Raw genomic sequence first — 22301 nt, 5'->3', positions numbered from 1 at the left:
GATGAGGAAGAAAGATATAGCAAAAAAGCTTACCGAACTTCTGTCGTTAGAATAGAGAAAATCCCATCTTTTTGCGTATCAAATTAAATGGTCTCTTTCCCCATTTAATGGGTCTTGACTAGAACATAGTGTTCAAATGTGGTATAAACCTAGTCATGACAATGAAAAACAAGTATGTAAAACGTTCAAGAATTTCTGAGGCAAAATTTAGGGAACTTGTAAGGCATTTTTATCTAGATATTCCCTCTCAGAATATTGCTTTTTTAATAAGGGTCTTGATAGTTTCTGCCCAGTGGAAACTGAACGTGGTCGTTATATATATTCTGTCCCATAATTTGCCGTAGACGCACTGATCCAATTCCTTAACAAATTGGACCTCGTGGCCGCGCTGTCAGTGAAATGCTAGATATAATTTCAGATTATTACAGCAGGAATTAAGATAAAGGGCATATGTCTATGCCGAGCAGAACAATCGGCATATCAAATAGTTGGTGCAGATATTTGAACTCCTTGAAGGCTTTGTCAAAATGCATCATTCCGGAATAAGTCTTACAGCCCCTCTGTAATGCTTTCTGTTTCCCAATCTCACATAGAACATTCGCAAAACCCAGCGTCGGTGTGACAAGGATTCCTAAATGAATCTGCTTTGAGAAATATGAAAGCATGAATTTAATATAGTCCTGATAATAGGCTCTTGCGTTACCAAATTCAACTTCAACCTGAATGCTATCTTTTCTGAAATCACATTTTAGATCAAGCTCCGGAATAGCTTTGATTTCCCTCAACCATTCATGCTCTGAAAATCCCCGTTCGATTTCGCGATTGTAGAACGATTGGCCTTCATCCACTTTGAAGCTAATCCCGTTTATTATTTTTTCTACTTCCTCAAAGGTAGCATCTCCCTTTAAGGAGGCTTGATTCGTCTTGTGATACATGGAATCTGCAACATAGAGCTTCGTATTATGTGACATACCAATGGTGATCGGTAATAACTTGAAAATATCGGGTGCTAACTTCCGAAACTCGAGGAATTCGCCAATTGAACCATTCTTTGTTTCGACAAAAACTTCGTTCAGCCAATCCACAAAAGACGCATGCGTTTTGTTAGTATATTTAATCTGGACATGTTTTCTAACGTTATCCAATCTTCTGAGTATGGCAGTTACTGATTGGTTATTACTATATAAGAGCGTAATTTCCTTTTTTTGACCCGAATCAGGGCTGTCAAAAAAACTCTCAAAGTTTTTATGTATAGTGATTCCTTCTTTGAGAGTCGATTTTCCGATAAGATGCTTGAATATCACCGTCATTTCATGATCCACCTTCAGTAAGTTATGCAATACCATTTTCTTGCATTATTACGGTAGGGTTGGGTCTGCTACAAAAAAAGTAGATCCAGCTCCCCTAAAGGACGGCTCTCCAAACCATCAATCACATCCTCAATTTTTTCGGAAAGCTTTGACTTAAGTGCATGTCAGTTCTGGGGACACAATACTCAACTCAGCCATGTTTCTTTTTCGACCCCTGCTTTTGCGGTCGAAGCATCCGTCCCCTTGCTATTCTAAAAATTGTAAACTAATTCACAAATGGACGTTCCTACTTATTATTTTATTTACTCTCCATTTCCACATTGTATTCTTTAACGTAATACGACTAGTCTTAAACAATAAAAGCGCCCTTCTTCTTTGCTCTCTGTAATCTCAGGAACTAAAGAAAGACGCCTTCATAATTACCCCGCTGTGATTAAGGGTTACAAAATTATCACTGTTAATCAACCATCTACTTACCTATACCTCAATTATCGGGTAAAATCCAGTCTTTTTTGTATTTTGTCATAGAGGGTTATGTATAACTAGGTGTATTTTTTGCCCTTTTCTCTTAGAATCACCGTTAATATCATCCATGTTTCCCGCACACGTGGGGATGAACCGCTTCTTGCTCATTGCTCATCACTCGTTGCTCAATGTTCCCCACACACGGCTACAAATCGTCGCTGCAGATTAAACGGTCGGACATAAGCCCCCCAATTCAACCCTCACCTTTTTTACCTTGACATCCTTTCCCACTTCTAATACTCTTTTTATAAACAATTCTGTCCTTTAAATGCTCTCTAACAAGCTAAAATTACAATCATTTTAGTAGCCACTACTTTAAATTTCAATATTATTAGCCTGTTCTGAAAAATGAAAAATTTAGCTCCCCTTTCCCTATTTTTGGTCATATGGATTCTCGTCTGGTGTTATGGGTATTCCTTCTCTCAAGACATAATATTAGGGGATCAAAAGATCGATAAAGGACCTATAAAGATAAAAGCAGATAAGTTAGAGTTTGATAGCAAAAAGAATACATATACAACCGAGGGAAATGTGGAAATTGTCCAGGACAACAGGGTATTAAAGGCAGATATGATAAAGTTAAATCAGGAGACTAAAGAGGCGGAAGCAACTGGCAATATTACCTTGACCACTGAAGAGGATACGTTGAAGACTAACAGGATGGAGATTAACCTGGACACCCAGAGGGGCACTATCTATGATGGGAGGCTATTTTTTAAGAGAGAGAATTTGCACCTGACTGGGAAAAAGATTGAGAAATGGGATAAAGACAGGTATCGTATAATTGATGGGGCGTTTACCACATGCGATAGTCCCTCTCCTCCATGGAAATTTACCGCTAAAGAAGTAAATGTAACCATAGAGGGTTATGCCACTGTTAAACATGCCGCCTTCTATATAAAAGATATACCTGTTCTCTATCTGCCCTACATAATTTACCCTGCGAAGATCAAAAGGCAGACAGGTCTTTTGATCCCCTCTATTGGATATTCCAATGAAGGGGGGGAAGAGATAACCCTTCCTTTCTTTTGGGCAATCTCAGAGAACATGGATGCCACTTTTTCCCTGGATTACCGAAGCAAAAGAGGGGTAGGAGAGGCACTGGAGTACCGTTATATATTCAGCAGGAATAGTTTTGGGAACTTTTATCTCTATAATATGAGAGAGACAGACAGTTACAGAGATTGGAAGGAAGAAAGGAAGGGAGAAGAGCTCATTAGTGGCAATGATAGGACGATGCTCAGGTACCGGCATGAACAGTATTTCGATCCTTCCTTCTATGCGAAGGCTGATGTTACCCATGTAAGTGATAGGGACTTTTTCAAAGATTTTGGCAAAGTTGTTGATGACAGATCCAAAGAAAAACTGGAATCGACTGTTTTTGCAACTAAACTCTGGCAGAAATTTAGCCTAAATTCCGCGTTTATGTATACCGAAGACCTGGAAAAAGAGGATAAAGCTACCCTCCAGAGTCTCCCAAGGGTGGAGTTTAACGCTTCAAAACAGAGTATTCTGGGGTCCCCTCTGTTTTATAGTCTTACATCTGCTTTAGATAATTTTTGGCGGGAAGAAGGAGAAAGAGGACAGAGGGTAGATATTTATCCAAAGTTGCTGTATACTTTTCATACGGACTATTTTGAATTAAAGCCGGAGATCGGGGGTAGAGAGACAATATACAGGCTCAGTGAAGGAGAGGATAAGATTTATACCAGAGGAATCTATGATCTTAATCTTGGATTAACTACTGGATTTCAAAGGATATTTGATGTTGATGGAGAAAGACTTAAAAAATTAAAACACTCCATTAAACCAGAGTTAAAGTATATGTTTATCCCGGATGTGGACCAGGGAAGCCTTCCAAACTTTGATTCTGTTGATAGAATTGATAAAAAAAACTCCCTTACCTATTCCCTTATCAGCAATCTCACAGGGAAAATATATGAAGGAACAGATGACCCGTATTACCACAATCTTGTCAGGGTAAAACTCAGCCAGAGCTACAATTTCTCTGAAGCAGGAACATCTACCGATGAGTCTCACCGTGTCTTCTCTCCAGTGTCGGGCGAACTGGACATATATCCAACTAAAAACACCTCCTTAAGGCTGGATGGGGAGTATAATACTTACGATAGCGAATTTACAGCATATAATGTCTTGATAGGCTTAAAGGATGAACGGGGAGATTCCCTTGATCTCGAATACAGGGATACAAAGGGGCAATTTGAGAATATTAATACAAAGCTAAAAGTTAAGCTTTCGGATTCCGTGGACTTGAATATAGAAAATAGATACTCAACGCTGGAAAAATTATCTTTAGAGACGATTTTTGGCATTAACTATAAAGCCCAATGCTGGGGGGTAAGGGGAGACTATTCAGATAGGGTAGTTGAGAATGAAGACAGAAGGGAACAGAGATTCATGATTTTCTTTTCCCTTACCGGTCTTAGTGAGGCTGGAAAATAGGGGACTTCTTCAAATCTCTTGGCAGGTTGTGCAAGGGGCTCGAATAATTAACCAAAATTATAGGAGGGATTATTTATGGCTAGCCAGGTATTTTACTCGGACTTACGGGTTACTCCCAAAGAAAATATCTTCGTTAAATTGGCTTCTCTCTTGGATCGTATAGGTTTAAATTCTAAAATCAAGAAAGGAAGTTTAGTTGCTATAAAGGTGCATTTTGGTGAACGGGGTAATACGAGTTATATAAGTCCTGTTTTGATAAGGCAGATAGTTAACACTGTGAAGGAACATGGAGGAAAGCCGTTTCTCACTGACTGCAGCACCCTTTACCACCTGGGCAGGGGTGATGCCGTCTCTCATATAATAACGGCTATTGAGAACGGTTTTGACTATTCTGTAGTCGGTGCACCTTTGATAATCGGTGACGGGCTCAATGGGGGCAGTTCTGTTAAGGTCAAGATCAACAAAGGAATGCTTAAAGAGGTAAGTATCGGACATGATATATTTCATAGTGACAGCATAATCAGCGTCGCACATTTTAAGGCACATGAGCTTGCTGGCTTTGGAGGAACCATAAAGAACGTTGGGATGGGCTGTGCCTCCCGGGTAGGGAAGCTCCAACAGCATTCAAATGTCAATCCAGTGGTTAACACAAAAATCTGTGTTGGCTGCGGTGAGTGCCTCAGCTGGTGTGCTCAGGGGGCTATGTCAATCGTGGATAAAAAGTCAAGGATTGATCCTGAAAGATGCGTAGGTTGTGGAGAATGTTTTTTGATCTGTAAAGAAGGGGCTATTCAGGTCAAATGGAATGAGACGGGCAGCGTTTTCCAGAAGAAGATGGTAGAATATACCCTTGGTGTGCTTAAGGGCAAAGAAAAGAAGTCAATATTTATAAATTTCATTACCCATGTTAGCCCTGCATGTGACTGTTATCCATGTTCTGATGTACCTATTGTCCCTGACGTGGGTATCGTTATTTCCACTGATCCTGTGGCTATTGACCAGGCATCCGTAGACCTGGTTAATCAGCAGACGGGCAATCGAAATTCGGCATTGAAGGGCAACTTCGATCCTGGAGAGGATAAGTTCAAAGGCGTATATCCGCACCTGGATTGGAGAACCCAATTGGAGTATGGAGAGGAGATCGGGCTGGGGACAAGAAAGTATAAGCTGGTGAAGTTATGAATTTGTTCTCAGAGATATTTTTTTCTCATATCCACTTCTTTTCAGGGGCGAGGGAGAGCATTTTACCAACTGTGTGCTGCACTGCTAGAGAGAGGCTAATTGGATTATATTTGGGGTTTTTTAGGAGAAGACCGATCCCTTCACCGGCCTTTTGGGGACTATTATTTATCTCACTAAGATGGAATAAAATGACATGCCTGAGACCTGCATGATATACCTCTTTGATGAGGATTTCTGCCTGATGATTAGAGAGATGTCCGAGGCGGCTTTTAATCCTCTGTTTTACTTCCCATGGATACGGTCCCAACTTTAGCATCTCTTCATCGTGATTAGACTCCAGGATAAGGAGGTTACATTTTTTTAACCTCTCTGTTACAAGCCTCGTTGGAAACCCCAGATCCGTAGCGATACCTATCTTTAATTCTTTGTATTCTATTGTAAACCCAACGGGATCAGCAGCATCATGGGGAACTGAAAATGACTGGAAGAGCAGGTCTTGAAGTAAGAACACTTCTCCTGTATTAAATTCCCTTACTTCTCCTTTGATTCCCGGTCCTTTCATATTGGAAAGAGTAGAATAGTTTATGTATACAGGCAGGTTCAGCTGGCTGGATAACACGTTGAGCCCCTTAATATGGTCGGTATGCTCATGAGAAACGATGATAGCATCCAGGTCTTCTGCATGAACATTTATACTCTGGAGCCTCCTGCGGGTTTCCCTCCCGCTTAAACCAGCATCGATAAGAACCTTTGTTTTGCCGGCTTCAACATAGATTGCATTTCCTTTACTTCCACTGGCGAGGGTACAGAGTTTTAAATTGATTTTGGTGTCCCCCCTGATTTTAATGTGTTTTTGGTAACAGCGAGTTAGTTACTGCTATATTGTGTAATTGCTAATCTACACTACAACATATAGTATGTCAAGAAGAATCCTGCGGTGCTGGGTTTGGTTTGTTACGAAGATGTTTCTCTGGGCATGGTCCGAATAGGTAAGACAACCATCTGTAAACCCTGATACTGTAACCTTCGTTGTGTGGCGAAGGCAGCCTGATTATGTAAGAATCGGTTTAACCAGTTTTCTTGCTGGAAGATCAATTTGCCTGCAAAAAAGACGGCACGAGGGAATTCCTTGACTACATCCTGGCATAATGCCTCGAGTTCATCCAGCCGGTCAGTCCCGAAGCGGCATCGAAATTCGGCATGGAATCCGAAGCGGGTAGCCAGGTTTACATATTGGAGCAGCATCGTCTCCACGGATTTTTGCAGCTGAGCCAACTCTTCTACCCCTTTAAAGCGGCTGGAATCTACTACACCGGCTGATATAAAGATAAAATTCTTATAATAATTCGGGAATAGTTTTTGAATAGAGAGAAAGGAATGAACCCCCAACCCGCTGTAAGCTGAAACAAGTAAGACTGCTGTGGGTGACTGAGGGTTACGGCATGGTCTTTCAGCAGGCATTTCCGGGGTGGGCAGACTCAATAAAATGTCATCCAGACTTCTTAAACAGCATTCCACCCCATTATAATGTTTACGGGTCATCAGACAGCCTATGACAAAAGAGCCGGTAATCAGGACGGTCAGCCAGCCTCCTTCAAAGAATTTTATGGAAAGGGTTACTATCAGGATAGATACAGTTACTATGAGGCCTATTAAGGTAATACCTATCTTTTTTGACCAGCGCTGGTCCTGCTGGCGGACTTGCCACCAGTGGATACACATACCCAACTGAGCCAGCGAAAAAGTAATAAAGACGTTAATGCTGTAAAGGACGATCAGAAAACTTACCTTACCCCTGGCAACCAGAAGAATAGCGATAGAAGAAAACCCCATGATATAAATACCATTTTTAATGACCAGCCTTTCAGAAAGATGAGAAAACTGTCTGGGCACCCAGTTGTCCACAGCCATATTTGCCAAAACACGCGGTCCAGCAACAAACCCACTCTGGGCAGCCACAAAAAGCAATGCCCCTTCAGAAAGCAGGACTATAAGCCAGAAAACATATCCAAAGTGGTTAGAACCCAGGTTCCATGAATTGATCAGGCCCTGCACCAGAGTGGCATTGAGGGTCTGTCCGGCTTTAGGGTAGGTTTGATTTAAAAGATAGGAGAGGATAATCCCACCGGCCATGAAAGCCAGGGAGATGGACATGTAAAGCATTGTTCGACGCCCTGTATGAACACGAGGTTCTTTCAATGCCTGCATCCCGTTACTTACTGCTTCTATTCCGGTAAAGGTGCCGCCACCAAGAGAAAATGCCCTCATGAAGATGTAGAGGACAGGGAAAAACCCCAGGGTTTGGACATCGGTGAGGGTTCTATCCTTTGTTGTTACTATCAAGCTTGGCAAGTCTCCTACATGCCGAAATATCCCGTAAAAGACCACCACCATGTGGGTCAGGAGAAAGACCATAAAGATGGGGAGTAAAAACTGGATTGATTCTTTGACCCCTTTCAGATTAAGAAGGATTAAGAGTAAAGTAAGAAATATGGTGACCATTAATTTATAAGGTTGAAAGTCGAGGGGAAGGAAACTGAAGATGGCATCTGTCCCGCTGGCCATAGAAACAGCGATGGTCAGAACGTAGTCCACTACAAGGGCGGTACCTGAAACCAGACCGATTTTACTTCCCAGCAGCTTGGAGGCTACTAAATACCCCCCGCCTCCGGAAGGGAAGAGTTCGATTAACTGGGAATAGCTGGCAGAGATAACAAAGATGGTTATTGCTGTGGCTGCGCTTAGATATAGTGCCAGGTAACGGTGGGTGCCCAGGGCATGGAAAGCCTCTTCAGGTCCATAGCAGGAGGATGACAGCCCATCGGCACCAAGCCCAACCCATGCAAGGAAGGCAGTCAAAGCCAGGGTATGAAATATATTGGGGTCTAAGGGGTTACGGGTCTCTCCCAGAAGGGCATTTTTAATACGTGCGTAAAGGGAGTTTGAAGGCATAGAGAACTTAACTCTGCTTTGCTTAACTGATTTTTTGATTTCTTTTTATAGATAAGCGACAACTATCAACTGAGATTATTTAATATCCTATCAGAAGGTAAGGAATAATTCAACGGAAAATCTTTCCAATCTGCAATTCATACACTGGACGTAAGACTTTAGACACCAGACTTTTCTATATACGATAATTAACCCTTGGCATTCCATCTCGTAGAGAGTATTCTCAAGGCTTCTTGAGCTTTTGCCCATAATTCTTCGCCAGTCTTCAGTCTAAGGTCTGATGCCTGAATCACAGAGCTTCTCTGTAATTTCTTGACAATGATCAAAGAAAAAATTAAGATGCTTTCCCAACAGTCTTGTATAAAGGGACTGTGCTCAAAGGAATTTCCTTTTGGGTAACAACCCTTAAATAGGGGAATATTTTGAGGTATTTTTTGTCTGTTTTGGGTCTGGTATTAATAATTGAGGGGTTGCCGTATTTTGCCTTTCCTGATAAGTTTAAGAAGATGGTAAGTAAGCTTCCAGAGGTTTCAGACAATGTGCTAAGGTTGTTTGGGTTTATCGCCATGGGTGCAGGCATTCTCTTCATCTATATTTCAAGGGGAGGGGAATAATCGTAAGCCGTGAATCGTGAATTGTAAGTCGAATAAAGATGAAAACGGTTTACCAGTTGAGGTCATGATGAGGCTTGAGGAATTCGATTACATGCTTCCAGAAGGATTGATTTCTCAGTATCCTATAGAAAAGAGGGATACCTCTCGTCTTCTGCTCGTAAATAGAGAGGACGACAGAATCGAACACTGGGCATTCAGTGATGTACTCTGTTTTATGGAACCAGGGGATGTACTGGTGATGAACGACACTAAGGTAATCCCTGCCAGACTTTTTGGGAAAAAGGAAACAGGAGGAAGGGTTGAAATATTGATTCTTAGGCAATTGAAACCGGCAGAACCAGATAGAAATGGAAATTTAAATGTATGGGAATGCCTGATCAAATCCTCAAAAACGCCCAAAGAGGGTTCCATGATATTCTTCGATGAATGCTTAGAAGGAGAGGTGATAGAAAAAGGCTCAAATGGAAAGTTTATTATTCAGTTTCGTTCCAGCGGAGATTTTCAGGAAATCCTGGATAAGGTTGGGAGGATGCCACTGCCTCCTTATATCAAGAGGGATGGAAAACTGAAAGGTGGGCAAGTAGATGTGGAACGATACCAGACAGTCTTTGCCCGGAATAAGGGGGCCATTGCAGCTCCAACAGCAGGATTACACTTTACCGAAGGGTTGCTTTCAAAGATCCAAAAAAAAGGGGTGAAGATCGTTTATATAACAGTTCATATAGGTCTGGGTACTTTTATGCCTGTAAGGGTGGAAAAGGTTGAAGATCATGTGTTAGAAGCTGAGTATTTTGAAATCAAGCAGGATGCATCAGATTTAATAAATGACGTGGCGGCTAATGGTAAAAGAATTATTGCAGTAGGGACGAGTGTTACACGTGCCCTTGAGTCCGCTGTGGTTGAAAACAGGGTAATAAAACCAGCAGCGAGATACACTTCTCTGTTCATCTATCCCGGTTATCAGTTTAAGATTGTGGATGCCTTAATCACTAACTTTCATTTACCTAAATCTACTCCATTATTACTGGTATCTGCTTTTGCAGAAAGGGCAATTATCTCAGATGCTTACCAAATAGCCATTGAAGCAGGATACCGTTTTCTTAGTTATGGGGATGGGATGATGATACTGTAATTGATATGAACTTTAAGTTTGACCTGCTAAAAAAGGATTCGGGTTCCAATGCCAGATTAGGTAGGGTAAGAACCAAACATGGAGAATTTATAACCCCTGCTTTTATGGCGGTAGGCACCCAGGGAGCGATAAAATCCCTATCCCCACAAGACTTGAAGGAGGTTGGAGCAGAGGTTATATGCAGCAATACCTACCACTTATATCTGCGCCCTGGCCATGAAGTCATTAGAAAATTAGGTGGATTACATAAATTTATGGGCTGGGATTTTCCTATTCTTACTGATAGCGGGGGATTTCAGGTTTTCAGTCTTGCGGCACTTAGAAAGATTACCGAAGAGGGAGTGTATTTTCAGTCACATATTGACGGTTCCAGACATTTTATATCGCCTGAAAAATCCATAGAGATCCAGGAGACCCTTGGGTCTGACATAATGATGTGTTTCGACGAGTGCGTCTCGTACCCTTCATCGTATGCCTATACCTTGAATTCGGTTGAGATGACCGGCAAATGGGCTGAAAGGTGCAAGAGTACGAAGAGGTCAGCAGATTCAGCCCTTTTCGGCATTATCCAGGGTGGTATGTTCGGAGACCTCAGAGAGAAAAGTGCAGAGTCCATTCTGGAGGTTGGCTTCGATGGTTATGCTATAGGTGGTCTGAGTGTCGGTGAAACCAGGCCGATGATGTATGAGATGATAATGAAAACTTTACCCTTCCTGCCGGAGAATAGCCCCAGGTACCTTATGGGTGTTGGTACTCCCGAAGATTTAGTTGAGAGTATAGGGCTGGGGTTTGATATGTTTGATTGTGTAATGCCAACACGCAATGCCCGAAACGGGATGCTTTTTACTTCTAAAGGAAAGGTATTGATAAAGAATGCCAGGTATATTGATGATGATTCTCCTTTAGATGATAATTGCCATTGTTATACCTGCGAAAATTTTTCCAGAGGATACCTTAGACACCTGTTAATTGCCAACGAGATACTATCCCCCAGACTTAATACTATCCACAACTTAACTTACTATTTTAAGCTTATAAATGAGATCAGGAGTGCTATAGAGGAGGACAGGTTCACGGAGTTTAGAACAGAATTTTCAAGTGAAAATAATTTCAATAAGTTGTAGAAATTCTGAGACATAATATTTGACTATAGCTGAGGATTAGGATATAAGGGTTCAATTAAATTGATATGAATTGTTCGTAAGTCGTAAGTCAGGTAAAGATAAAAACTTGAAAATAAACCATTAACGAGGAGGTGATTTTTTTGGTTGGTATTGCTTATGCCATGGGCGGTGATGCTGCTGTCGGTGGTGCAAAGGGGCTAGGGGGGATAGGTGCTTTTATTCCATTGATTTTGATGTTTGTGATTTTTTACTTCTTATTGATAAGGCCACAGCAAAAAAGGGCAAAAGAACACAGAGAGGTTCTAAAAAATCTCAGAAAGGGTGACACGGTTGTAACCGCTGGTGGTATTCATGGAAGGATTACAGGGTTGACCGATACAATAGTTACCCTGGAGATAGCAGATAAGGTTCGTATAAGGGTTTCCAGAGGCCAGATTGCAGGCTTGGGTAAGGTAAATGATAAGGAATAAACAGGTAAAGGGGGTGGTCAAGATAAACTCGAATTACATTGGAAAAGTGTACTCTTTGTATTCTCCAGTTTATGACTTAATATTCGGCAAGATTATGGAACAAGGGAGGAAGAAGGCAATTAGCATGCTGAATGCAAATGGAGGCTTAAAGATTCTGGAGATTGGTGTGGGGACAGGTTTAACTATTGGTTTATACCCACCGGATTGCAGCATAGTTGGAATTGACATATCTGAAAAGATGCTTACAAAGGCAATGAAGAGGGCTTCTAAGGTTAGGAATTACAACAACATTACCTTTAAGATTATGGATGCACTTAATCTGGAGTTTGAGGATGACACCTTTGATGCGGTTGTTGCTTCCTATGTAGTTACAACAGTAAGTGACCCCTTGAGAGTATGTCACGAAATGAAGAGGGTATGTAAAGAAGGGGGACAGATAATCGTTGTGAATCACTCAAGGAGTGGAAATGGGTTTCTGGGCAAACTTGAAGATATAATTTCTCCTTTATGCTGGAAGGTAGGGTTTGCTACTGATCTAAATGTGTTGGAACCATTAGAGTCAAGCGGTATTAATGTTGATCAGGTAGTCCCTGTAAGGCCTTTTAAATTGTACAAAGTGATTCAAGGAACTAAGGTAGGAAACTCAAGGATTGGGGAACAATAAGACCATAAAGACAATTGGAGAGTGGGTATGCCCGGTAATCTAAGATGGAAAGCCTTGCTGATTGTGATAGTTACCATAGTTGCTTTGGTTTATTTAGCTGCTTCAATTTCTGATCAATTGCCTGGATGGTGGCCAAAGAAAAAGATAAAATTGGGTTTAGATCTTCAAGGGGGTACTCATCTGCTTTTAGAGGTAGAAACTTCTAAGGCAGTAGAAAATGCGGTTGAGAGAGTTTCAGGGGATTTAAAAGATAGCCTTTTGAAGAAAGGAATCAGATATAGTAAGCTGGAAAGGGTCAGTGGTAATGAGATACTGGTTGAGTTTCAAAACTCCGCTTATGTGGATAAATTTAAAGAAGTTCTTGATTCTGAATTCTTCAATCTAAAGGAACTGACTACAAAAGATTATGATGGAAGATTCTCAGTTAGATTAGGGTTTTCTAATAAGGAGGTCGAACATATAGAGAAGCTTGCAGTTGACCAGAGTCTGGAGACCATCAGAAACAGGATTGACCAATTCGGTGTCAGCGAGCCGATTATTCAGAGACAGGGTGAAAAAAATATTCTTGTGCAGCTTCCTGGCATTAAAGATATAAATAGAGCCAAAGACCTTATAGGAAAGACTGCCCTCCTGGAATTCAAGTTAGTCGACGATGAGCATAGTATTGAGGATGCATTGGGGGGAAACATCCCTTCAGGAGACGAGGTTCTATACCAGAAGGTTGTGAATAGAGAGACTGAGAGAGTTGTAAAAAAGCCTTATCTGTTAAAAGAGAAGACCTTGATGACCGGTGATGTTATAACCGATGCAAAAGTGCGGATTGACAGCCAGTATCAAACACCGTATGTGACTATGGAGTTTGATAACAGAGGGAAACGATTGTTTGACAGGATTACCGCTGCAAATGTAAATAAGAGACTTGCCATAGTCCTGGACAAAAATATCTATTCTGCACCGGTTATCCAGGAGAGGATATCAGGCGGTAGTGCTCAGATTACAGGGTCGTTTACTACTGAGGAGGCACATGATCTTGCCATTGTTCTTCGGGCAGGCTCTCTTCCAGCCCCTGTGAGGTATATTGAAGAGAGGACTGTTGGCCCATCTCTGGGCAGAGATTCTATCCATAGCGGCATTGTATCTGTAATTATTGGTGGGATAGTTGTTATCTTCTTTATGACCTTCTACTATAAGCTCTCTGGTGTTATTGCGAATATAGCCCTTGTCCTTAATATCATACTGATAATGGCAGCAATGGCAGCCTTTCAGGCAACTCTCACTCTGCCTGGAATAGCAGGGATCGTTTTGACTATAGGTATGGCCGTAGATGCTAACATTCTGATACTCGAGCGCACAAGAGAGGAACTTTTGCTTGGTAAAACACCCAGATCCGCCATTGATGCTGGATACGATAGGGCATTCCTGACGATACTCGATTCCAATCTTACTACATTGATTACGGCTGCCCTCTTATTTCAATTTGGCACAGGGCCTGTTAAAGGATTTGCAGTTACCTTAACCATTGGTATTCTAGTAAGTTTCTTTACTGCAATCTTTGTAACCAGGTTTATATACGATCTGCTCATGACAAAGAGGAGAGTGAGGGCACTGAGCATATGATAAGGATTATTAAGCCTGAAATAAACATAGATTTTGTCGGGAAAAGATGGATCGCCTTTTTGCTCTCTTCCATATTGATTGTAGTCAGTATTTTGTCGATAATACTTAAAGGTGGCCTGAATTTTGGTATAGACTTTGCTGGAGGGACATTAGTTCAGATAAAATTCAAAGAGAAGACCAGCTCAAGTGAAATAAGGAGGGGTTTAAGAGATATAGGGTTGGGGGACAGCATTATTCAGCAATACAGCGAAAAGGAAGGCGATGAGTATATAATCAGGGTTAAAAATACATCCTCTGTCAATGAAGGATTGTCAGACAGGATTCAGGAAACGTTTCAAAAAAGGTATGGGCAGTATGGATTCGAGATAAGGCGGGTAGAGATGGTTGGCCCTCAGGTAGAAAAGGAACTGCGTTATAAAGCGCTTATGGCTCTTATCTATGGGATGATCGGTATTCTGGCATATATCACATTTAGATTTGAATTCAGGTTTGCCCTGGGGGGCGTGCTGGCACTGGTTCATGATACAATTATTACTATAGGTGCATTTTCTATAACAGATAGAGAGTTTACCCTGCCGGTTTTGGCTGCCGTCCTGACCATTGTGGGCTTCTCAATAAACGATACTATAGTCATATACGATAGGATCAGAGAGAACCTTAGAAAGATGGCCGGGAAAAAACTGGAAGTAATTATAAATTCCAGTATTAACGAGACACTTAGCAGGACTATTCTTACATCCGGTACAGTCCTTTTTGTAGTTGTTGCATTATTCATCCTGGGTGGCAGTGTGATACATGACTTTGCCTTTGCCTTAATAGTCGGGGTCATTGCCGGTACCTATTCAACTGTTTTTGTAGCTAGCCCCATAGTAATCTTATGGGAGAAATTTTTCCCAGGCAAGAAAGGGAAAGGTAAAAGGCGTTAACCTTTCTTTCGATCCAGAGTTGCTTCCTATAACCGGTTGTTCCCATTTCTTAAGAAAACGTTGAAAATCTATACAAACTGTCACTTATAAGATTTCTCCTTCCAGTCGAAATGACAAAGTGCGTATTTTTCAAAGGTCTCAAACCATCCGTCCAGGGGGAAACAATTATTAGCGAAGGATTTTAATGGACAAGATAACGGTAAATCTTGGTAACAGAAGCTATCCCATATGCTTTGGTTATAATAACCTTACCGAATTAGGTAAGGTCATAAGGGAATTTGATTTCAGTGATAGAATCAGCATTGTCACAAATCCTGAAGTGGCAGGGTTTTTTTTAAATACTGTAGAGAGGAGCTTGCGAGATGCAGGCTTCAATGTCTTTCCGATTGAAATCCCGGATGGAGAAGAATACAAATCACTGGAATGGACAAGCATACTTTATGACAAACTTGTCTCTCTCAAGATGGATCGTAAGTCTGCCCTGGTTGCTTTGGGTGGGGGGGTTATTGGAGATATTACCGGTTTTGTTGCAGCGACCTTCCTTCGGGGGATCCCTTATGTTCAAGTCCCTACAACCCTCCTTGCCCAGGTGGATAGCAGTGTCGGTGGAAAAACAGGAGTAAACCATCCAAAGGGTAAAAACCTGATCGGTGCCTTTTATCAGCCAAGTCTTGTTTTTATAGATGTGGATACACTTAAGACCCTCCCTAAATTAGAGTTTATTTCTGGTTTAGCTGAGGTAATAAAGTATGGAATTATATGGGACTCCGTTCTGTTCAAGGACTTAGAGGATAATCTGGGAAGAATCCTCGGGTTGGACCAAAAATACGTCTTGAGGATAGTAAAAAGGTGTTGCTCTGTTAAGGCAAAGGTTGTTGAGGAGGACGAAAAAGAGAGTGGAGTAAGATCGATCTTGAATTTTGGGCATACAATAGGTCACGCGATAGAGGCATTGACGGATTATAAGAGTTATAAACACGGTGAAGCAGTGGCTATAGGTATGGTAACTGCAACCCATTTATCAGTTGAAATGGGTATCTGTAATAAAAATGTTTTTCACAGGATTAAGGCGTTGATTCAAAGAGCCGGTCTGCCAACCGATCTGCCTGAATTCTCCAGAGATGAATACGTCAGTGTTATAGAACTGGATAAAAAGATGAGAAGCAATAAGGTAAAGTTTGTTTTGGCAGAGGATATTGGCCGTGTTAAATTTGCTGATTTAGGGGCAGAAGATATCTCTAAGTATCTAAATTAAAGGATGGTATGCTAGACAGGGTCATTCAGATATGCCTCGACAGGCTAAAGGTCAATCCAGGAGATTGGAATGCCAGATTGAGTTTGGGCAGATTGTACTTTGAAAAGGGAATGCTGAAAGATGCTCAGAGAGAGCTGGAAAAGGTTGCCAACGTTATTTCTAATAATGTAATTATTTATAAGATGTTAGGAGAGATTTATGAAAAAGAAGGGAACATAGAAGAAGCTGAAAGGTTTTATCATATTTTCTCTGCATATGGTTCAGAGTGTTCAGAGATTGATGTTATATTGAATTCAGAAAAAACCTTATTAAAAGAAATTGAAGAAAAAACCAATGGTAAGATAAAAATTTCTACAAATACAATTGCGGAGATTTACATAAAACAGGGGCACCTTAAGAGAGCATTGGAAATTTACCGGGTTATGCTGGCCGCGGATCCGGAGAATACTGCAATCCGAGAGAAAATAGAGGGTTTAATGGAAAAGATAAAGGGATCTGATTCAACAGAGGTGGACATCCCCCTTGACTCTTCTAAAACTGGAAGGATCATAACTACCCTTAATAAATGGCTAGGCAACATTGAAAGGTTAAAGGAACAAACAATGTAATTCAGGTAAGGATGGTGATCTATAATCAGTAGGACAGGCGTCTTCCGCCAGAGGCGGATCAAAGGGGTATTTTCAAATGAAAAGAATTCTTGTATTGCATGGCCCCAACCTAAATTTATTGGGGAAAAGAGAACCTCAAATATATGGTAAGCTCGGTTTAGATGAAATCAACAAAGAAATAGAGGAACTTGCTAAGAAAGAAAAGGTATCTGTTGAAACCTTTCAATCAAATTCTGAAGGGGATCTGGTTACCAGGGTACAAGAGGCAATGGGAAAATTTCATGCCATAGTTATAAATCCCGGTGGTTATACTCATACTAGTGTGGCTATCAGAGATGCTATTGTTGCCGTAGGTATACCCACTGTAGAGGTTCATCTGTCTAATATATATCAGAGGGAGGAGTTTCGTAAGAAATCAATATTGGCAGATGTTGTTGTGGGGCAGATTGCTGGTTTTGGGTTGGACAGCTATCTTCTGGGGTTAAGAGCAGCAATCGGTATTGTGAAAAAGGGAGGGAGATGTTGAGGGAGACTGCCCTTAAGAAGATAAGAGAAAGGTTTCAAAAGCATAGTTTAGATGCTGTTATTGTTTCAAATCTGGACAATGTAAGATACCTGAGTGGCTTTACCGGAAGTGAGGGTGCCATATTAATCTCTCAAAATGGGAACTACTTTTTGACAGGTACCAGGTACACAACCCAGGCATCAGAACAGGCTGATGGTTTTATCATCAGGGAGTATGACAACAGGGAAGAAGAAATAGGGAAACTAGTCCTTAAACTTAATATTAAGAACCTGGGATTCGAACCACAATACGTTACTTTTGAGGTTTACAACAAGCTGTTGGAAAGGCTGCAGGATACCAAATTGATTCCCATTGCTGAGGGATTGGACAGCTTGAGGGATAAAAAAGAAAGTTCTGAACTTAAACTCATAAAAGATGCTGTAAGGATTGCATCAGAGAGCTACCTTGATGTTGCAGGCAGGATCAGGGTTGGCATAGAAGAGAGAGAAGTTGCCCTGGAAATAGAATATCTCATGAGAAAAAAGGGGGCAGAAAAAGTGTCCTTTGATACTATAGTTGCCTCTGGCAGAAGATCAGCCTTGCCACACGGTATTGCTACCAGCAAAAGGATAGAAAAGGGGGGATTTATTGTAATAGACTTTGGAGCCAGATACCATGGTTATTACTCTGATGAGACCCAGACTTTGGTTGTTGGTAGACCTACAACCAAACAAAAGAAGATTTATCAAATAGTAAAAGAGGCTCAGGAAAAAGCTTTTGAAGCTATTAAACCTGGAGTAAGTGTTATAAAAGTTGATTCTGCAGCAAGGGATTATATTGGCAAAGCCGGTTTTGGAAAGTATTTCGGGCATGGAACAGGTCATGGAGTAGGATTGGCGGTTCATGAAATGCCCTATATTTCTCCTTTAGGCAAGGGGTTAATAGAGGAAGGAATGGTATTTACTATAGAGCCTGGCATCTATATACCAAAATGGGGAGGGGTCAGGATAGAGGATATGGTAAGGGTTACCTCCCGGGGATATGAAAGATTGACATTTTTACCAAAGGAGCTGCAGGTGATTGACTAGAGAGGAATTATGTATTCAACACCAGATTTTCGTAAAGGCTTAAAGATCGAACTGGATGGAAGACCTCACGAGATAGTGGATTTTCTACATGTAAAACCTGGAAAGGGTGGTGCATTTGTCAGGACTAAATTAAAGAACCTTATTGGCGGTAACGTTATAGAGAGGACATTTAGGTCTGGGGAGAAGGTTGGCAAACCCGATCTTCAGGAAAGAAAAATGCAGTATCTGTATAATGCCGAAAAGAGATTTTACTTTATGGATCAGGAGACATATGAACAGATTTACCTTACACCAGAGCAATTGGGAGATGGTAAGGATTTTCTGCAGGAGAATATCGTTATTGATATCCTTTTCTACAATAATCAGCCTATTGGTATTGAGCTTCCGTTCTTTGTTGAACTGACCGTTTCCAAAACCGGCCCTGGGTTAAGGGGTGATACAGCATCCGGAGGGAGCAAACCTGCTACGCTGGAAACCGGGGCTGTTATTCAGGTACCTTTGTTTATAGAAGAAGGCGATGTACTAAAGATTGATACCCGAACACGGGGTTACATTGAAAGGATTAACAAAAGACAAACATAGCATAACTAATAGGACATACTAGATGGAATATAAAAATATAGACTCCTGATTTCTGAACCATAAAGAAAGGTTGACGCTGGTCCGTATCTGTGGTATGTGTCGGGGACCTGCACTGGGTTAAATCCTAAGTCCCCCGTTTTTATAGCTTAAACCCATTTCTTACAACTTATGCCCTGGCAGCAGATGGAACTCTCGTTCACTCTTTTACTGGGTTAAATCTCAGAGTTACACATGAGTATAAGATAATTTTTAAAAAGGAGAGTTGATTATGAAGATGAGAGAAGTGTTTTTAGCCATGATTATTCTAGTATCAGTTTCATTCTTTTTTGCAACCACAGTGGGATACGCGAAGGAGGTCAGAGGTATAAGCAAGGATACTATAAATTATGGAATCATATGTGACCTGTCTGGACCAGCTGCGAGGCCATCAACAGACCATATGTGGGGGTTTAAAAACTATCTGCTTCACATGAATGACCAGGGTGGGGTTCACGGAAGAAAGTTTAATGTGATTGTAGAAGACGACCATTATTCAGTACCTTCATCTATAGCGGCTTTCAAAAAGCTTGTTTTCAGGGATGGGGTATTGGGCATATGGGCAAGCGTTGCTACTGCGTCAGCCAGTGCTCTTTTCCGGCAGATTGAAAAGCAAAAGGTCATATACACACCAGGCAGTCTATCCGATATAATAACCGAGCCATACAAAAGGTATGTCTTTGGCAGTGCAGCGTCATATGAGGATAATGTGAAGCTGATCTATGATTATATAATGAAGGACCTGAAGGCAAAAGATCCGAAGATTGTCTACGTAGGTCCAGACAGTGAAATGGGTCACGTTGGATTGAAGGCTGCCAGGGAGTCAGCTAAATTTCACGGCATCAAACCCCCAGGTGTCGAAATTTGTCCCCTTACTGTTTTGGATACGACTCCTCAAGTTCTAAACCTAAAGAGGGTGGAACCTGACTTTGTTATAATCCATGGCATAGCAGACAATGCAGCGGCACTGCTTCGGGATGCTAGAAAATTCAACTTTAAGACCAATTTTTTTGGGACTCGTTTTACCTGTTCAAAAGACTTGATAGAAATAGCCAAAAAGGCCTCTGAAAATTTTATCAGCGTCGATTGCTTTAGTTCATGGGATGATAAAAGTCCGGGTATGGGCAAATTGAGAGAAGTAACATTAAGGTATCAGCCTGAAAAAAAAGGTAGATCATCAGAATATGTCCATGGTTGGGTAACTGCCGTAACGCATGTAGAGGCTATGAAAAGGGCAGGCAATGACCTGAATGTTGAGAGTTTTGTGAATGCTCTTGAGAGTATAAAGAACTTTGACACAAATGGTCTTACTGGGTTTATAACATATACTTCCAAAAGTCATAAACCAATGGATTTATGTAAGCTTTTTAAAGTTGATTTGAAAAATGTACAGTTTGTGCCAATTACTGATTGGAGAAAACCCAGTTTTTAAGGTAAGATACTTTAATCCTTTTTTTTGAGGTTTTTGATAATTAGAGAATCTTGAATTAACAGGAGGGCAACAAATGAGCTTTAAGGTAGTTAATGTAACTTCATTTCCGATGTTTCCTTTTACAGAAGGAGAAGAGATTATCAGACGGGCAGGAGGGGAATATATACCCACGGTGTGTCAGACCGAGGAGGAGATCCTGGCTGCTGCTGCCGATGGTGATGTCGTTATTGGTGTATTTACTGATGGAATTCTGACCCTCTCGAAAGAGACTATAAACAAACTAGGGAAATGCAGGATGGTTGCTATTCCAGGCATGGGCTATGAGGGAGTGGATCTGAAGGCGGCAACGGAAAATGGTATAATTGTTATTAACAATCCTGACTACGGTGCCGAGGAGGTGGCAAATCATACCATGCTTCTGCTGCTTGCAGCAACAAGAAAACTTATCCCCACCATAGAAGCGGTGAAGGAGGGAAAATGGGATAGGGTTGGCTTTCATACTATACGTAGTAAGGTATTGCCCCCGGTATTTCGTCTGAGCAAACAGACTTTGGGGCTTATCGGCTTTGGCCATATCCCTCGTAGCGTTGTTCCTCGCGCCAAGCCCTTCTTCTCCAGGATCATAGCCTATGACCCCTATGTAGCCGGAAATGTGATTGAAGAGTTTGGAGTAGAGCCTGCTGATTTGGGCACCCTCCTCAAGGATTCTGACTGTGTCTCGCTTCACGCTGCCCTCACTGAGGAAACCCGCCACATGATTACCTTAGAGCATTTCAAGATGATGAAGCCTACAGCCTTTTTAGTGAATACCGCCCGTGGTGGCCTGGTAGATGCGCAAGCTTTATATGCTGCTCTTTCCCAGGGGATTATCGCTGGAGCAGCTGTTGATGTATGGGATCCGGAGCCTCCTCAACTAGACGACCCTATGCTCAAACTTCCCAATATCATCGTTACGCCTCACACTGCTCAGTATTCTGTAGAAGCGGATGCTCAAATACGAACGAACCCAAGTCAAGATATAGTAAGCGTAATGAAAGGCGGCTGGCCCAGGGAAATAGCCTTCCGGAACCCGCAGGTGAGGGAGAAATTTCTGGGAAAATGGAGGTAAGATAAAGGAGAAAAGAGATGTTTGATAAAAAAACTATAGAAGAAACAGACAGGTTTAAAAAAGAGTGGGATAAAGAGTGCGAAAGGTATTACAAAGGCAGAAAACTCTCATTATTTACAGATTCCGGCATTGAGATAAAACCTGTATATATACCCGGAGATGTTGAGGAAACTCATGCCGAGCAGATCACGATGCCCGGTATTTATCCTTATACCCGGGGGACTTATCCTCTGATGTATCAGTTTTCTATGTGGACAACACAGCAGGGTTTGGGATACGGTACCCCAGAAAAAACCCGCAAACGATACGATTTATTAAGGAAAGAGGGTTTGGATGCCCATGAGGGCATGGTTCCCCAATATTTTATTGTCCCTGATGCGGTTGTTCAGGAGGGCTATGACCCTGACAATCCTGCTGCCAAAGGGCAGGTTGGTCTTGTAGGAAGCAATTGGAGCAACACAAGGGACATGGAAGTCCTCTTTCATGATCTTCCCCTGGATAAGACCGGGGTTGTGTACGCAACGTATGATACATCTCTTCCAACACTGGCAATGTATCAGGTTACTGCTGAAAATATGGGATTTCCTGCCCACAAGCTGCGTGGACATACTGTTGCCAACTTTTACAGACAAACCTGTTGGGACCTGCGTTCATTCTTGCCTGAGAATTCATTGAAGGTAGCCTCGGAGTATATAAAGTACTGCACTC

The 22301-nt window shown here is 41.6% G+C and carries 20 protein-coding genes and 1 pseudogene; 18 read left to right on the top strand and 3 right to left on the bottom strand.

Annotated elements, in window-relative coordinates; all coding sequences use genetic code 11:
- Nucleotides 1-161: 161 nt before the first annotated feature.
- Nucleotides 162-266: pseudogene (locus AB1401_10790) on the top strand (IS1595 family transposase).
- A gap of 168 nt (nucleotides 267-434) precedes the next feature.
- Here the strand turns inward: AB1401_10790 and AB1401_10785 are convergent.
- Nucleotides 435-1310, bottom strand: coding sequence for a BglII/BstYI family type II restriction endonuclease (locus AB1401_10785; GenBank protein MEW6615936.1), 876 nt, complete (start codon nucleotides 1308-1310; stop codon nucleotides 435-437).
- An 873-nt stretch (nucleotides 1311-2183) separates the two neighbouring features.
- On the opposite strand from AB1401_10785, the gene lptD reads away from it, so the two are divergent.
- A complete protein-coding gene (gene lptD, locus AB1401_10780; protein MEW6615935.1) occupies nucleotides 2184-4298 on the top strand; it encodes an LPS assembly protein LptD in 2115 nt (704 codons plus the stop codon).
- Nucleotides 4299-4373: 75 nt separating this feature from the next.
- A complete protein-coding gene (locus tag AB1401_10775) occupies nucleotides 4374-5480 on the top strand; it encodes a DUF362 domain-containing protein (GenBank protein MEW6615934.1) in 1107 nt (368 codons plus the stop codon).
- 25 nt (nucleotides 5481-5505) lie between these two features.
- Here AB1401_10775 and AB1401_10770 read toward each other — a convergent pair whose 3' ends face one another.
- Complete coding sequence (locus tag AB1401_10770; GenBank protein ID MEW6615933.1) at nucleotides 5506-6255, bottom strand: MBL fold metallo-hydrolase; 750 nt, start codon at nucleotides 6253-6255, stop codon at nucleotides 5506-5508.
- 179 nt (nucleotides 6256-6434) lie between these two features.
- Nucleotides 6435-8432, bottom strand: a complete 1998-nt coding sequence (locus AB1401_10765) for an APC family permease (GenBank protein MEW6615932.1) — start codon at nucleotides 8430-8432, stop codon at nucleotides 6435-6437.
- 422 nt (nucleotides 8433-8854) lie between these two features.
- Here AB1401_10765 and AB1401_10760 point away from each other — a divergent pair, with 422 nt between their 5' ends.
- The 15 genes from AB1401_10760 to AB1401_10690 form a co-directional block, all read left to right on the top strand.
- Nucleotides 8855-9046, top strand: coding sequence for a DUF2065 domain-containing protein (locus tag AB1401_10760; protein MEW6615931.1), 192 nt, complete (start codon nucleotides 8855-8857; stop codon nucleotides 9044-9046).
- 67 nt (nucleotides 9047-9113) lie between these two features.
- Nucleotides 9114-10178 (top strand): tRNA preQ1(34) S-adenosylmethionine ribosyltransferase-isomerase QueA, encoded by a 1065-nt coding sequence (queA, locus tag AB1401_10755; GenBank protein MEW6615930.1) that lies wholly within the window; start codon nucleotides 9114-9116, stop codon nucleotides 10176-10178.
- A gap of 5 nt (nucleotides 10179-10183) precedes the next feature.
- A complete protein-coding gene (gene tgt / locus AB1401_10750; protein MEW6615929.1) occupies nucleotides 10184-11302 on the top strand; it encodes a tRNA guanosine(34) transglycosylase Tgt in 1119 nt (372 codons plus the stop codon).
- 140 nt (nucleotides 11303-11442) lie between these two features.
- Nucleotides 11443-11772, top strand: coding sequence for a preprotein translocase subunit YajC (gene yajC, locus AB1401_10745; GenBank protein ID MEW6615928.1), 330 nt, complete (start codon nucleotides 11443-11445; stop codon nucleotides 11770-11772).
- Nucleotides 11759-12436 carry a methyltransferase domain-containing protein gene (locus AB1401_10740; protein ID MEW6615927.1) on the top strand — a complete coding sequence of 226 codons (678 nt, stop codon included), beginning with the start codon at nucleotides 11759-11761 and terminating at the stop codon, nucleotides 12434-12436. Before yajC ends, AB1401_10740 begins: the two co-directional genes overlap by 14 nt.
- 27 nt (nucleotides 12437-12463) lie before the next feature.
- On the top strand, nucleotides 12464-14053 hold the full coding sequence (secD, locus tag AB1401_10735) for a protein translocase subunit SecD (GenBank protein ID MEW6615926.1): 1590 nt from the start codon (nucleotides 12464-12466) through the stop codon (nucleotides 14051-14053).
- Nucleotides 14050-14979, top strand: a complete 930-nt coding sequence (gene secF, locus AB1401_10730; GenBank protein MEW6615925.1) for a protein translocase subunit SecF — start codon at nucleotides 14050-14052, stop codon at nucleotides 14977-14979. Before secD ends, secF begins: the two co-directional genes overlap by 4 nt.
- Nucleotides 14980-15163: 184 nt before the next feature.
- Nucleotides 15164-16234: a 3-dehydroquinate synthase gene (aroB, locus tag AB1401_10725; protein MEW6615924.1), complete on the top strand. Its 1071-nt coding sequence runs from the start codon at nucleotides 15164-15166 to the stop codon at nucleotides 16232-16234.
- Between the two features lie 8 nt (nucleotides 16235-16242).
- A complete protein-coding gene (locus AB1401_10720) occupies nucleotides 16243-16842 on the top strand; it encodes a hypothetical protein (GenBank protein MEW6615923.1) in 600 nt (199 codons plus the stop codon).
- A 76-nt stretch (nucleotides 16843-16918) separates the two neighbouring features.
- Nucleotides 16919-17368: a type II 3-dehydroquinate dehydratase gene (gene aroQ, locus AB1401_10715; GenBank protein MEW6615922.1), complete on the top strand. Its 450-nt coding sequence runs from the start codon at nucleotides 16919-16921 to the stop codon at nucleotides 17366-17368.
- On the top strand, nucleotides 17362-18435 hold the full coding sequence (locus AB1401_10710; GenBank protein ID MEW6615921.1) for an aminopeptidase P family protein: 1074 nt from the start codon (nucleotides 17362-17364) through the stop codon (nucleotides 18433-18435). The genes aroQ and AB1401_10710 overlap by 7 nt, the downstream gene beginning before the upstream one ends.
- Nucleotides 18436-18444: 9 nt before the next feature.
- Nucleotides 18445-19017: an elongation factor P gene (gene efp / locus AB1401_10705; protein ID MEW6615920.1), complete on the top strand. Its 573-nt coding sequence runs from the start codon at nucleotides 18445-18447 to the stop codon at nucleotides 19015-19017.
- Nucleotides 19018-19285: 268 nt separating this feature from the next.
- On the top strand, nucleotides 19286-20485 hold the full coding sequence (locus AB1401_10700; protein ID MEW6615919.1) for an ABC transporter substrate-binding protein: 1200 nt from the start codon (nucleotides 19286-19288) through the stop codon (nucleotides 20483-20485).
- 73 nt (nucleotides 20486-20558) lie between these two features.
- Entirely contained in the window at nucleotides 20559-21593 is a 1035-nt protein-coding gene (locus AB1401_10695) for a C-terminal binding protein (protein ID MEW6615918.1), read from the top strand.
- Between the two features lie 17 nt (nucleotides 21594-21610).
- A partial coding sequence (locus AB1401_10690) for a methylmalonyl-CoA mutase family protein (GenBank protein ID MEW6615917.1) occupies nucleotides 21611-22301 on the top strand: 691 nt, incomplete at its 3' end.

The organism is Thermodesulfobacteriota bacterium (genome assembly GCA_040757775.1).
Classification (GTDB): domain Bacteria; phylum Desulfobacterota; class UBA8473; order UBA8473; family UBA8473; genus UBA8473.
This window is presented reverse-complemented; position numbering and strand designations above follow the sequence as displayed.